The 13754-nt window shown below is 60.0% G+C and carries 9 protein-coding genes; 7 read left to right on the top strand and 2 right to left on the bottom strand.

Annotated elements, in window-relative coordinates:
* Positions 1–127: 127 nt before the first annotated feature.
* Both J4E00_RS29235 and J4E00_RS29230 read right to left on the bottom strand, forming a co-directional pair.
* Positions 128–1153: a J domain-containing protein gene (locus J4E00_RS29235; protein WP_208178908.1), complete on the bottom strand. Its 1026-nt coding sequence runs from the start codon at positions 1151–1153 to the stop codon at positions 128–130.
* A gap of 72 nt (positions 1154–1225) precedes the next feature.
* The gene (locus tag J4E00_RS29230; protein ID WP_208178907.1) at positions 1226–2125 is read right to left on the bottom strand and encodes a histone deacetylase; all 900 of its coding nucleotides are present in this window, start codon (positions 2123–2125) and stop codon (positions 1226–1228) included.
* 924 nt (positions 2126–3049) lie between these two features.
* Between J4E00_RS29230 and J4E00_RS29225 the strand changes: the two genes are divergently transcribed.
* From J4E00_RS29225 to J4E00_RS29195, 7 genes are all read left to right on the top strand, one after another.
* Positions 3050–4342, top strand: coding sequence for a PcfJ domain-containing protein (locus J4E00_RS29225; protein ID WP_208178906.1), 1293 nt, complete (start codon positions 3050–3052; stop codon positions 4340–4342).
* A 155-nt stretch (positions 4343–4497) separates the two neighbouring features.
* Entirely contained in the window at positions 4498–6021 is a 1524-nt protein-coding gene (locus J4E00_RS29220) for a TROVE domain-containing protein (protein WP_208178905.1), read from the top strand.
* A 384-nt stretch (positions 6022–6405) separates the two neighbouring features.
* Positions 6406–7263, top strand: a complete 858-nt coding sequence (locus J4E00_RS29215; RefSeq protein ID WP_208178904.1) for a TIGR02452 family protein — start codon at positions 6406–6408, stop codon at positions 7261–7263.
* 1120 nt (positions 7264–8383) lie between these two features.
* Positions 8384–9784, top strand: a complete 1401-nt coding sequence (locus tag J4E00_RS29210) for an RtcB family protein (RefSeq protein WP_208178903.1) — start codon at positions 8384–8386, stop codon at positions 9782–9784.
* A gap of 247 nt (positions 9785–10031) precedes the next feature.
* The gene (locus tag J4E00_RS29205; protein WP_208178902.1) at positions 10032–11006 is read left to right on the top strand and encodes an NADP-dependent oxidoreductase; all 975 of its coding nucleotides are present in this window, start codon (positions 10032–10034) and stop codon (positions 11004–11006) included.
* The gene (locus J4E00_RS29200) at positions 11003–11911 is read left to right on the top strand and encodes a helix-turn-helix domain-containing protein (protein ID WP_208178901.1); all 909 of its coding nucleotides are present in this window, start codon (positions 11003–11005) and stop codon (positions 11909–11911) included. The genes J4E00_RS29205 and J4E00_RS29200 overlap by 4 nt, the downstream gene beginning before the upstream one ends.
* Before the next feature lie 143 nt (positions 11912–12054).
* A complete protein-coding gene (locus J4E00_RS29195) occupies positions 12055–13455 on the top strand; it encodes an RtcB family protein (protein ID WP_208178900.1) in 1401 nt (466 codons plus the stop codon).
* Positions 13456–13754: the final 299 nt, after the last annotated feature.

The raw sequence follows: 13754 nt of genomic DNA, 5'->3' as shown, positions 1-13754 counted from the left end.
CCCCCCCCCCCACCGCCCCGCCGCGCGAAGCCCGCGCACCTCCGCCAGCCAACCCGCCCCGATAGCCTGCCCCGTAAACTCCCGTCGACTTCGCTCAGCAGGACTTTTTTCGGCGTGCTTTTTTCGTCTAGAGGCTGTCCAATCCCTCGGCTGCCAGTTGCCGCAACAATTCCCGCAGCCCTTCCGCCTCGCTTATTACTCGCCCAACATGCGCCACGTACTCAGCTTCGGCCCGCAAGTCGCGCTTGAGCTGACGTAGCTCCAGCTCCTGCTTTTTGCCGGAGCCCGTAATGAAGCCATTGGGGCCGTATTTCAGCTCGTTCATTTCCTGCTTGAGCTGGGTTTGCTGCTGGAGCAGGGCGCGGGTGTAGCGGGTCAGTACGTCGTCGGCTTCCGCGTCGGCGGGGCCAGACTCAGCCAGGAGTTGGAGCAGCGTGTAGAGGTCGTCGGCCTCGTAGGCTTCCGTGATGCGCTGCATCTGGGCCGTTTTGGCAGCTTGCTTTTCGGGGTCGCGCTCCAGGTCGGGGTGATGCGTGCGGGCCAGCTGGCGGTAGATAGTTTTGGTGTTGGATTCGAGCTGCTTTTGGTCGGCCTGCGCGGCTTGGTCGATGGCTTCCTGCTGGCGTTGAGCCTTCGTTTTGCGGCGCGCTTTGGCCGCCTGGGCGGCTTGCTCGTGCGGCGGCAGACTCGGGTCGGGGATGAACTCGGGTGCGGCTTTGGGCTCGGCATCGCCAGATTTTTTCTCGCCAGCACCAGCCGTTTGACGGCGTCCAGCCGGCGCATACTTCCGAATTATTTCATCCTCGTCCTCGCCAAACCGGTCTTCCAGCGCCCGCGCATTGCCGAGAATCACTTCCGTAATCTGCTGCTCTTCCAGGCGGCTGAAGTAGCCCAGCAGCAGGGCTTCTTCCAGGGCTGGAAACAGGTTGCGCCGGGCTGCGACTACGGCCCCCGCCGCTGGCCCCACCTGTTGCCAGTAGCGCCGCCGGGCTTCGGCCTGCTCGGTGCGTAGGTCGCGCAGCCGCTCGCGCAGGTTTTCCACGTCCAGAATGGCCTGCCGGAATGCTTGTTGTGCGGGCGTGCCAGCGGGTTTTTCATCCAGCCGCACGGGCACATAAATAGGCGCAGGGTGCGCAGAATCAGCTTTTTTCATTTCGTGCAAAGGTAGGTTTGTTGACCGCAGCGGCTTCACTCCACCCCCGGAGGGGAGGGGCTGGGGTTGGGGTTACCACAAGTCAAATGCTACCCGGAACGTATTGCAGTGCGCGTCCACAATATCTGCCAGCCGTTCGGAGTAGCCGCCGCCCATGCTCACGGCCACCGGCAGACCCCGGGTCTGGCACAAGCCCAGTACCAACTCATCGCGCTGTTGGCAGCCGGCCGGCGTGAGGGCCAGCTTGCCCAGTTTGTCCGTCGCCAGCACATCCACTCCGGCCTGGAAGAAGATAAAATCAGGCTGCACGCGCTCCACCAGGGGTTCCAGCGTAGCGGAGAGCTGAGCCAGATACTCCGCATCACCGGTGCCCAGCACCAGCGGAATATCCAGGTCCGACTGCTCCTTGCGCAACGGATAATTGGCCCCTGCGTGCATAGAGAACGTGAAAACGCGCGGCTCATTTCGGAAAATGCTGGCCGTGCCATCGCCCTGGTGCACGTCCAAATCCACAATTAAAACCTGCTTTGCCAAACCTTGCGCCAGCAGGTGCGCGGCGGCAATGGCCTGGTCGTTGAGCACGCAAAAACCTTCGCCCCGGTCGGCAAAGGCGTGGTGGGTACCACCGGCCAGGTTCAGGCCAATGCCATCGCGCAGGGCTCGCCGCGCCGATTGCACGGTGCCCGCGCTGCTGCTCAGCGAGCGGCGCACCAGCTGCGGGCTTTGCGGCAGGCCCAGGTTGCGCACCTCGCGGGGCGACAGCTGCAAATCGCGCACCTTATGCCAGTACTGGGCGGTATGCACGCGCAAAATGTCTTCCTCCGCGCACAGCCCCGGCTCGTAAAAATCCTCCGGCGCGGCGATGCCCTGCCACAATAGCTGCTCCCGAATCAGCGCATACTTGGCGATGGGGAAGCGGTGCCCGTCGGGCAGGTCGAGGGTGTAATGGTCGGAAGTAGCGAGGCAAGGCATACGCCGCAGGTACTACGAATTAGGGCTAGATGTTTTTAGATTGCTGGGAAATCCAGAACGAAACCACCGCTTCATGCTTCACTATTCCCTGCATGACGGAATTTTAGATTGATAAAATCAAGTTGCGTTTTTATCTGCAATCGAATCAAAAAAAATATTTATCAATTATTTTTAAAAATAATTTGCGCAATTAAAATTAATCTCCAACCTTTGTCTCACTAAAAGCAAACAACCATGTACCGCCACACATTCCTCACAAGTAATTCGGATAAGATGCAGTCGGAACGGCTGCTCCCGCTCGGTACGTTTGCCTGATTTCAGCACCCGCTGAAGTTTGACACCGCCCGAGCCCATAAGCTCGGGTTTTTTGTTGTTAGTCGGTCCGTCAACTGCTTACCTCATTCAATCCATGCACAATATCCGCCCCAGTTACCTGCCCAAACAGTACCAGCTACGGCCCGATGGCGGCTTGCTGGATTGGTGCGGCCGTGCTTTTCTTCTTTGTCGGAAGCGTCGATAACCTCGGCGTAAACTCCCGCGAACTAGAAAAGCTCGGCCCTGAAAGCCGGGCTTTTTCGTGTAATTAATTGCCAAATAAAAACACGTTTTTATTTGAACGGGAAAGGTGCGCTTAATTCAAAATGGATTAATGAATGCGTTCTCTTTAATTAATTACTGCTTGCTAATTCACCTGTAGAATCCTCCACTTTCATCTTTCTAAGTCCCCTTTTCAGCTGTGCGTTTCTTAGCTCCACCTCCTGCTTATTGGCCCCTTGCTGCGGGCCAGCCGCTCCAGCCAGCGGCCCATAGTTTGCGCCCTGCGCAAAACCAGAAACGGCTGAAATCGGGCTGCCAATTGCGGGCGCCCACTCTCCCTCATATGAAAACCTAGCTAGGCGCTGTCTGCGGGCAGGCCCCCGCTTTATGGCAAACCGTAACAAACCCCTCTCGGCGGAAGCTTACCGCTGGAAAGAGGCCGGTGTCGCACTTGCGCGGCACATCGACTGGCGCAATTGGCCCCAGTCTAAGCAAGTAGAATACATGTTTTCCTTCGGCTCGCCCCATGCACTTTACGAAGCATTGGGCGTCGATTCGGCCCTGGCGCAGTTGTATGCAGCTTGTGTAGCGAGTCGCACCAGTGCGGAGGAGGGTAACATTCGAGGCGCGTTGCGGGCCTTGGCGACCAAACGTACCGGCCTGCTGCATCGCCCCGAACTGGCCCCCAACGTGGCTGCCCTGGCTAGTCGATACGCCAAGCGCGTGCGCGAAGTAGCCGACTGGAAGCCCAAGAGCAGCAACGTGTTCCGGCAGCTCTCCAGCCTGGTCCGGCACTTATTCGACCGCTACGGCAACGCGCCGGACTGGCTGATTGAGTCCTGGACGCGCCCGACGCTGGCACAAGACGGCGTGAATCTGCCCGATTTGACCCTGCACCTTGGGCAAGGACATTCGCTGCGCAGCTTCCCCCGCCTGCCCGTGCCCATTAGCAAACGGCTGGAGCACGGCATGCGGGAGGCGCCCGCCGGCTGCACCTTCCGCGAAGCCTTGCGCTACGCCCAACTCGCCGCCCGCGACGCGTTGGAGTGGTGGGTCGTGGTAATGGAATCGCGCCTGGGCCGCGCCGCCTTGGTCGATGATGCCTTCTGGCTGAGCGTGGTGGACTTTTTCATCGCTTCGCCCATGGTTGACCCGCGCCATTTTGGTCCCGTCTGCGACTGGATTCATCAGAAGCGCAGCGTCGGCATCGGGCCGGAGCCGGCCCAGCCGGGCTTCACCCTCAAAGGCCGCAGCATGGCCTCCGTGCTGGCCCAAACCGAGCAGTGGCATCAGGGCCAAACTCGGGCGCGTCGCCAATCGGGCGGCGCTAACATGGCCGGCAGCAACTGGGCAGGCCTGCCAGTTGATAATTTCCTGGCCGGGCCGGTACGCATCGAGCAGCTCACTACCTCCGTGCAACTGCAGGAAGAGGGAAACGCGCAGCGCAACTGCGTCGCCACCTACCTGCAATCGTGCCTGGCGGGCCGTTGCGGCATCTTTTCGCTGACCGTGGATGGCACCCGCGGTCTCACCATCGAAGTGACCGCCAACCGCACCGTGGTGCAGGTGCGCGGCAAATACAATCGTTGGATGACCACGCAGGAACACGCGTGGATAATCCAATGGCTCAGCCAAGCCCGCTTGGTGCTTTCAAAGCACGTCGGGGTTGAGTGGGAATAAAATGACTGTAGCCTGGACTCTGTGAGTCCGTGCCTGAATGGACGAAAACCCTATTTCGCTCAAAGATTCCGCCAATACGCGGACTCGCAGAGTCCACGCTACACCGCTAGTGCCTCACCACCAATAAAACATCAACTCTTTCAACCCTACCAATTATGCGCTTCAACTTCTTCTCCCGAACTACCGCCCCCACGGTAAACCACGAAGGCGCACCCGCCTTCACGCTCACGCCCCAGGTAGAGCTGTATGCCGCCGTGGCCACCGCCGCGCTCAGCGACCAGTTCTACGAAAAAGCCGACACTCGCCTGGCGCGTCTGCGCGAGTTGGTGGCGAAGAATGAGCCGCAGTTTGTGGCGCAGTTGGCGGTGTATGCCCGTGAGAGCCTGAATTTGCGCTCGGTGCCCTTGGTGCTGTGTGTGGAGCTGGCCCGCTTGCACCGCGGCGACAACCTCGTAAGCCGCCTAGTGGCCCGCGTGGTGCAGCGCCCCGATGAAATCACTGAATTGCTGGCCTTCTACGCCCAGGCCAACGCCCGGAGCGGCACCAAAATTCTCAACCGCCTCTCCAAGCAGCTGCAAAAAGGCCTGGCGCTCAGCTTCAACCGTTTCGACGGCTACCAGCTGGCCAAGTACGACCGCGACGGGGCCGTGCGCCTGCGCGATGCCCTCTTCTTGGTGCACCCCAATGCCAAGGACGAGGCTCAGCAAGCGCTGTTCAACCAACTGGTACGCGGTGAATTGCCCACGCCCTACACCTGGGAAACCGAGCTGTCGGCGGTAGGGCAGGGGACTTATGCTACTGATGCGGACCGGCAAACGGCCGTCCGCCAGACCTGGGAAACGCTCATTGGCAGCGGCAAGCTGGGCTATATGGCCCTCTTGCGCAACCTGCGCAACATTCTCGAAGCCAATGTGTCGGCTGCTACGATGGAGCGGGTGTGCGACACCCTGGCCGACCAGTTTGCAGTGGCGCGCAGCAAGCAGCTACCGTTCCGCTTCCTGGCCGCTTACCGCGAGGTGAAAGCCTTGCAAAGCGGCCACGTGGCCGGCGTGTTGGCAGCCCTGGAAACGGCCATCGCGCACAGCGCGGTGAACCTGCGGGGCTTCGGGCACGACACCCGCGTGGTACTGGCCTGCGACGTGTCGGGCTCGATGCAGCAACCCATTTCGGCGCGCAGCAAAGTGCTGCTCTACGACGTGGGACTGGTGCTGAGCATGTTGCTGCAGAGCCGCTGCCAGAATGTGATTACCGGCATATTCGGCAACATCTGGAAGCGCATCAGTCTGCCCCGCGGCCCGGTGCTGCGCAACGTGGACGAACTCTACCAGCGCGAAGGCGAGGTAGGCTACTCCACCAACGGCCATCTGGTAGTGCAGGAGCTGCTGTTGCGCCGCGAGGTGGTCGACAAGGTGATGATTTTTACCGACTGCCAGCTCTGGAACAGCACTAATGGCGGCGGTGTGTTTAGCCAAATCTGGGACGACTACCGCCGCACCGTGGCCCCCAACGCCCGCCTCTACCTCTTCGACCTGGCCGGGCACGGTACTGCTCCGCTGGAGGTGCGCCCCGAAACGGGCGTGGCCCTCATCGCTGGCTGGTCCGACAAGGTATTCGACGTGCTGGCCGCGCTGGATAACGGCGGCTCGGCCCTGACGGAAATTGAGAAAATTGAATTGTAGTTATCATAATCACCTGTCATCCTGAGCTTGCGAAGGACCTTGTCATCAATGAACAATCTGTAGTAATGCAATCAACTCAGGCGTGATAAGGTCCTTCGCAAACTCAGGATTACAGAGAAAAAATAACCAAAAACCGGCTGGGCAATAAAGCGAAACCCCCGGCCGCTACGGCGCAAGGTGGCGTAGGCGTGGCTTACTTCGCGAGGTGCAGGGTTGGCCACTTCAGTGGCGAGGGTTCGAGTCCCTCCATCATAGTGCCCGCCGCTCATTCCCCTTGCTAAGCAGCACATTCATTCCACCCAAACCCACCCCGGGAATAACATCTTTCAACAACAAAGCGGCCGTTATTCCCGGGCCGCTGCTCGATAAATTCTGCCTTTCACCATGAATCCTACTACTCTAAATCGCGACGTGCGCACGCGCATTGCCCTTAGCACGCTGGCTGCGCTGGAGCAGGGCGGCTACCAAACGGCCACCGGCCAATCGGTGTCGTTGGCTGCCTCCCAGCGGGCCGCCGAAACCGGCAGCCACCTCTACCGCCCCGCCGACGCAGCCGACCTTCTGCAAGCGTTCGACCAGCCCGGCGGCGCCCCGGCCGAAGTGCGCGTGTACCACGCCACCACGCTGGAAGCTGCTGCCGCTTTGGTCGCGGCCGGCGGCCGGGTGGGCTGCCTGAACTTCGCGTCGGCCCGCAACCCCGGCGGCGGTTTTCTGGGTGGCAGCCAGGCGCAGGAGGAAAGCCTGGCGCGCTCATCAGGCCTCTATCCGTGCCTGACGCAGTTCCGGGAAATGTATGCCCACAACGCCCGGCCCGACAGCACGGGCCTCTACAGCGACTACTTCAGCTATGCACCGAGTGTGCCGGTATTCCGCGGCGAAGCAGGGGAGTGGCTTCCCGAGCCGTTCCAGGTAGACATCATCACGGCACCGGCTGTAAATGCCGGGGCGCTGCAACGCAACAGTCCGGAATTGCTGCCGGCACTGGTACCCACCATGCGGCGCCGCATCCGGCTGGTGCTGGCCGCGGCTGCCCGCCATGGCATCGACAGCCTGATTCTCGGAGCCTGGGGCTGCGGCGTGTTCGCCAACGACCCGGCCCAAATTGCCACGCTGTTTGCCGAAGCCTTGGCAGAGCCCAACATCCAGGGCCGTTTCCGCCGGCTCGACTTCGCGGTGTTCGACCCCAAGCCGCCGCAAGCCACGCTCCAGGCCTTCGAACGCATACTAAAACCGCTTTTCTAACCGTTTAACCCTTACTTCTACTTGCCGATATGAGGAAGACGGCTGCCCACTTGGGGCAGTCGCCGACCGGGACGGGGCCACCACGTGACCCGTCCCACCCCGGCAGAATCCGCTTGGTTCAGGTGCCGTAGGCGGGCGTTACTTCGCTTGGTTGAAAGAATTGTCCCACGGGCAGTTTCTCGGGTTCGAATCCCCCTCCGTAGCCTCGGCTGCGGTTGACACGCCCACCGCTTGTTGCCCTGAATTTTTCGGGAGTTAAGTTTAAAAATACGTTTCCGGATGGGTGCCGTAGCTGGGCCTTTCTTCGCTCCAAATGAGGGGCGGTCGCGGGTTCGACTCCCGAAGTGCTGCCGCGAGGCGGTGCGAACGTGCATTGGTAGGGCCGCTCCAACTGGCCCGGCGCCTGTTGCCCCAGCCGGAAACAAACTCTTGTATTGGGTGCCGTAGGCAAGTGTTCCTTCGTTTATGTTGTTCCGATTGGAATCGGGGGTTCGAATCCCTCCTTCAGGCCGCAATGCCTGAAGTGGCTGAGTGGTCGAAAGCGCAATACCGTTTAAGTCACTTGCCGCTTTTTGCCTCAATACAATCTATTTCAAACCTTGTCCGGGTGTCGTAGCCCGGCCATACTTCGCACTTTTAATGCCCAGGTCGCGGGTTCGAACCCCGCCGGAAGCTGCGCAAGCAGTAGCCGTAGCTCAGTTTGGTAGAGCAGGACTAGAAGGCCGGGTGCTTGTTGCCTCGGGCAGGGTTTTCAGTGTAGTGTGGACTCTGCGAGTCCGCGGATTACATAACGTTTACCCCGGCGCGGACTCGCAGAGTCCACGCTACAAACCCGGCCGGATGCCGTAGTCTCGTGCTACTTCGACCTGTCACGTCGGCCCTCTGGGCCAATACGCGGGACGTCTGTTGCTCCGGTTTTTTTCTGAATAAAACGGGCTGGTGCCGTAGCACCGCCATACTTCGGTTCGACCCCAACCGCTGGCAATTGCTGGCGGCCGCACAAATTCTGGAGTGCAAAAACGTGGGTGTTGCGCCTGTTGCCCGGCCCGTTTTATTTCTTTTTCATCAACAACGACTGAGGCCTAATTATGCGCCTCAACCTCGTGCAACGACCATTCTCATGGCCAATATTTTACGCGGCAACGACCTCCGAAACCTCGGTTTCCCCGAAGGCCGTGCCATCGGGCTCGCGCTGGCTCAATTGCAGCGCAAGCACCTCAAAAAACTCTCGCAAACCGACCAGCTTGCCTTGCTAGGTCAACTCATTGCCAATCCCAACGACTACCTCACCCACCTCGACTGGAGCCACACGGCCGCAGCTTTACTGCCGCCTCCCAACCGCCACATTAGCCTGGTGGAGCGTAAGGACTACGCCGTGTTTGGAGCCGAGCACATCGACCCCAGCGCCATTCACCAGATGGAAACGGCCATGAAGCTGCCCGTGACCGTGGCCGGCGCACTCATGCCCGACGCCCACCACGGCTACGGCCTGCCCATCGGCGGCGTGCTGGCCACGGACAACGCCGTGATTCCCTACGCTGTGGGCGTGGACATCGGCTGCCGCATGGCCCTGTCGGTATTCGATTTGCCGCCCAAATACCTCACGCAGCGCACCCAGGAGCTACGCAGCCTGCTGCTCGAAAACACCCGTTTCGGCAGCGGCCGAAGCTGGGAGCGGGGCCAGCGCCTGGACCACGCCGTACTCGACCGGCCCGAGTTTCAGGAAATCCCTTTCCTACGTAATAAGCTTGATAAAGCGGCTGAGCAAGTCGGGACTTCCGGCTCGGGCAACCACTTCGTGGAATTCGGTATTGTCGAAATTACCGAGGCGGAAAACGAACTGGGCGTGCCCGTGGGCCAATATCTGGGCGTGCTGTCGCACTCCGGTTCGCGGGGCCTGGGCGCTGGCATTGCCGAGCGTTACACCAAGCTCGCCAAGGACGTGTGTCAGCTGCCCGGCGAAGCCCAGCACCTCGCTTGGCTCGGCCTCGACACCGAAGCCGGCCAGGAATACTGGGCCGCCATGACGCTGGCCGGCGACTATGCTTCGGCCTGCCACGAGCAGATTCACCGCCGCCTGGCCAAAGCCCTCGGCGAAAAGCCCCTGGCGAAAGTGGAAAACCACCACAACTTCGCTTGGAAAGAGCGGCTAGCTGACGGCCGCGAGGTCATCACCCACCGCAAGGGGGCTACTCCGGCGGGCGCGGGCGTGCTCGGCATCATCCCCGGCTCGATGACGGCCCCCGGCTTCATTGTGCGCGGGCGCGGCGTGGCTGCGTCGCTGGCTTCGGCGTCACACGGGGCCGGGCGGCTAATGTCGCGCACCCGCGCTAAGGCCGAGCTGGGCGAAGGCCAGGTGCGCAAGTACCTCGCCGACTACGGCATCGAGCTAATCGGTGGCGGGCTGGACGAGGCGCCCCAGGCTTACAAGGACATTCGTGCCGTGATGACCAGCCAGCGTGAGTTGGTGGATGTGCTGGGCTCGTTCACGCCCAAAATTGTGCGGATGGACGGCGCATGATGGGTATTGAGGAATAGGAAGAACGTCATGCAGAGCACAGCGAAGCATCTCGCGTGCAGTAGTAATTCAATCGCAAGAAAGGGTTACTGCTGCACGCGAGATGCTTTGCTGCACGCTGCATGATTGTTTTTTTGTACCATCAACTGCCGGCCGTCATTTCGGCTAATACAAAGGGCATTTCGGTTAAACCTGCTGCTTGAGCAACGGGGAACTTTGTGTCATCAACTTAACCGAAAAACAACTCTTTATGAAAGCGGTAAGAATTCACGCCTTTGGCGGCCCCGAAGTTTTGCAAGTAGAAGACGTAGCGCGCCCCGTGCCCGCGGCGGACGAGATTTTAGTGAAAGTGTACGCCAGTGGCGTAAACCCGGTGGATTGGGTGGTGCGGGAAGGCGGCAACGAGGCGCTGCGGTCCTTCCTGACCCTGCCCATGACCATCGGCTGGGATGCGGCCGGCATTGTGGAGGAGGTAGGCAGCGAGGTAACTGCCTTTCAGAAAGGCGATGCCGTGTACGGGATTCCTAATTTTCCTGGCGACGGCAGCTACGCGGAGTATTGCGCGGCAAAAGCCAGCCAGTTTGCCCGCAAGCCCGGGAATATTAGCTTCAACGAAGCCGCTGGGGTGCCGCTGGCCGGCCTTACGGCTTGGACGGCGCTTTTCGAGCAAGGTAAGCTGCAGGCCGGGCAACGTATTTTGATTCAAGGCGCTTCGGGCGGGGTTGGCAGCTTTGCCGTGCAGTTTGCCAAGGCCAAGGGCGCGTATGTTATTGGCCTGTCATCGGCGGGCAACCTGGAGTACCTGAAGCAGCTGGGGGCCGATGAGGTGATTGATTATCGGAGCCAGCAGTTTGAAGAACTGGTGCATGACGTGGATGTGGTGCTGGAAGCCTCGCCGCTGCGCGACAACGCCGAGCGCCTGAAGGCGGTGGCGGTGCTGAAAGACGGTGGAACCTTCGTCAGCGTCAACCTGGATTACCCATTCAATGAGGAAATGCTGACCGCGCTGGCCCGGAAAAACGCCACCGGCGAACTCTCGGCCAACCAGGCGCGGCAGGACTGGCTTACTGAAATTGCGGAGTTGATTGAGGCGGGCAGCGTCAGGGTTTTCGTCAGTAAAGTGTATCCGCTGGAAGAAGTGGCGGCCGCCCACCGCGAAAGCGAAACCTGGCACGTGCGGGGCAAGTTGGTACTGGAAATAAGCACCGAAGCTGCGCCAAAATGAGGCATTTTAAGACGATAAGCGAGTTTCACGAATTCCGGCAGCTGCCCAAGCCGCAGCACCCGCTCATGAGCGTGGTTGACGTGGGCGCCGTGCCACCGTTTGGGGACGAGGAGCCGGCTAGCTTGCTGCTGGATTTCTACTCTATTTCCGTGAAGAGGATGCGGAACGTCAGCATGAAATATGGGCAGCAGCCGTTCGATTTTAACGAAGGCATTATGTCCTTTATGGCGCCCAACCAAGTGTTTAGCATCTCGGTGGCCAACCATGCCGAACCGGTCGAAAAATCGGGGTGGGTGCTCTACATCCATCCTGATTTTATCTGGAATACGCCGCTGGCTAAAACCATTGAGCGCTACGACTTTTGGGACTATTCATTCAACGAAGCGCTATTCCTTTCGGCCAAGGAAGAAGCCACCATTACGGCCATTATTTTGGCTATTGAGCAGGAATACAGCTCGCCCATCGACCGGTTTAGCAAGCAGATTATTGTGTCGCAAGTGGAGAGCTTGCTGAATTACGCGGACCGATTCTACCACCGCCAATTTATTACCCGGGAGAAAGCAAATCATCAGGTGCTTGAGCGAGTAGAAACCCTGCTCCAAGCATATTTCAACAGCCCGGATTTGGCTGAAAAGGGCCTGCCCACCGTCAAGCATGTGGCCGAGCAGCTGCACCTTTCGCCCAAGTACCTGAGCAACATATTGCGTGTCGTAACCGGGCAGAACACCCAGCAGCACATTCATGCCAAGCTGATAGCCAAAGCAAAGGAAAAGCTGTCGACTACCAGCCTGACCGTTAGTGAAATTGCTTATGAGCTCGGTTTCGAGCATTTGCAGTCGTTCAGCAAGCTCTTCAAAACCAAAACCAGCTTGTCGCCTTTGGAATTCAGAGCTTCATTTAATTGACCGAACGCGCAAGCAGTAAGTCGCCATCTTCCTAAAAAAGCCTCAATTGCTACAGTTGAGGCTTTTTTTATTACGCAAACCACTCCAAACATCACCTTCTCGGCGTCGTAGAGAAAGGACTCTCACCCTTTCCCAATCGCGCTATGGCAAACCAACTCCGCGGCAACGACCTCCGCAAAATCGGCTACCCCGAGGGCTCGGCTATTAACCGCGCCCTGGATGTACTGGCCCAAAAGGAATTCAAAAAAATGGACAAGGGTAGCGCCCTGGCCCTGCTCAAGCAAATCAAGGACGACCCGTTCAAATACGTGCGCGATGAAAACTGGCGCCCGGTAGCCGAGCAGCTGGTGCCCCAGCCAGCCCGCGACGTGGCCCTGAATCCCGCCATCAAGGACTACCGCCGCTACGGCAACGACTTCATCGAGGACGGCGCCCGGCGCCAGATGGATGTAGCCATGCAGTTACCTATCACCCTCGATGGCGCGCTCATGCCCGACGCCCACCAGGGCTACGGCCTGCCCATTGGCGGGGTGCTGGCGGCCGATAACGCGGTGATTCCCTACGGCGTGGGTATGGACATCGGCTGCCGCATGGCGCTGTCGGTATTTGAGTTGCCGCCCAAGTATTTGGAGCAGCGGCGCGACGAGTTGCGCAAGCTGCTGTTGCACCACACCAAGTTCGGCAATAAGGAGGTCTTCAAAAAGGTGAACACTGACGACCCCATTTTCGACCGGCCCGAGTTTCGAGAAATTGCGGTGGCACGCCAAAAGCGCGAGTCGGCCGTGAAGCAGCTCGGCTCGTCGGGCTCCGGCAACCACTTCGTGGAGTTTGGCCTGGTGGACATAACCGACGCGAAAAACGACCTCGGCGTACCTGTGGGCCAATACTTGGGCGTGCTTTCGCACAGCGGCTCGCGCGGGCTGGGCGCGGCCATTGCGCAACACTACACCAAAGTAGCCATGGACAAATGCCCCCTACCGCCCGAGGCGCGGCACCTCGCCTGGCTCTCGCTCGACTCGCAGGAAGGACAAGAGTACTGGGCGGCCATGAACTTGGCTGGCGATTATGCCTCGGCCTGCCACCACGACATTCACCGCCGCCTCAGCCAGGCGCTGGGCGAAAAGCCCCTGGCGCAGGTCGAAAACCACCACAACTTCGCCTGGAAAGAAGTGCTGGCCGACGGCCGCACCGCCATTGTGCACCGCAAGGGCGCTACGCCGGCCGGGGCGGGCGTAATCGGCATCATCCCCGGCTCGATGACGGCCCCGGGCTTCATCGTGCGCGGGCGCGGCGAGCGGGAGTCGCTCAACTCGGCTTCGCACGGGGCCGGGCGGCGCCTCTCGCGCACCCAGGCCAAGGCCAAAATCACCGAAGGTGAATTGCGACGCGAGCTGCGCGACCACAGCGTGGACCTGCTGGGCGGCGGCCTCGACGAAGCTCCGGCCGCTTACAAAGACATTCGGCAGGTAATGGCGCACCAGCAGGACTTGGTGGACGTGCTTGGCTCATTCACGCCAAAAATTGTGCGGATGGATGGGGCATAAAAACTGCGGCCGGTCAATCCAACCGGTCAGCATTCAGCGTAGATAATGGCGTGTCTCTACAGGGGACAGTTGTTTTCATAGCTCGGAAAGCCTCTCGCCATTGGCGGGAGGTTTTTTTAATAAAGGTGAACCCATGGGTCAAACAAAAAGCCCTCACTAATGCAGTGAGGGCTTTTTGTTTAGCGCCAGTGAGAGGTAAATTAGTTATTGGACGACGAGTCTTTTGGCGACGATTCCGGCGGGGGTGCGGGCCAGCACGGAGTAGACGCCGGGGGCCAGGCCGGCCAGGGGCAGCTCCA

Source organism: Hymenobacter negativus (assembly GCF_017571495.1).
GTDB lineage: Bacteria > Bacteroidota > Bacteroidia > Cytophagales > Hymenobacteraceae > Hymenobacter > Hymenobacter negativus.
The sequence above is the reverse complement of the archived record's forward strand: the minus strand, read 5'-3'. Positions and strand labels throughout refer to the sequence as shown.

Bases quoted from the DNA above. Each gene is read 5' to 3' on its own strand.
- J4E00_RS29235 (WP_208178908.1), bottom strand. From the start codon at position 1,153: ATGAAAAAAGCTGATTCTGCGCACCCTGCGCCTATTTATGTGCCCGTG.
- J4E00_RS29230 (WP_208178907.1), bottom strand. From the start codon at position 2,125: ATGCCTTGCCTCGCTACTTCCGACCATTACACCCTCGACCTGCCCGAC.
- J4E00_RS29225 (WP_208178906.1), top strand. From the start codon at position 3,050: ATGGCAAACCGTAACAAACCCCTCTCGGCGGAAGCTTACCGCTGGAAA.
- J4E00_RS29220 (WP_208178905.1), top strand. From the start codon at position 4,498: ATGCGCTTCAACTTCTTCTCCCGAACTACCGCCCCCACGGTAAACCAC.
- J4E00_RS29215 (WP_208178904.1), top strand. From the start codon at position 6,406: ATGAATCCTACTACTCTAAATCGCGACGTGCGCACGCGCATTGCCCTT.
- J4E00_RS29210 (WP_208178903.1), top strand. From the start codon at position 8,384: ATGGCCAATATTTTACGCGGCAACGACCTCCGAAACCTCGGTTTCCCC.
- J4E00_RS29205 (WP_208178902.1), top strand. From the start codon at position 10,032: ATGAAAGCGGTAAGAATTCACGCCTTTGGCGGCCCCGAAGTTTTGCAA.
- J4E00_RS29200 (WP_208178901.1), top strand. From the start codon at position 11,003: ATGAGGCATTTTAAGACGATAAGCGAGTTTCACGAATTCCGGCAGCTG.
- J4E00_RS29195 (WP_208178900.1), top strand. From the start codon at position 12,055: ATGGCAAACCAACTCCGCGGCAACGACCTCCGCAAAATCGGCTACCCC.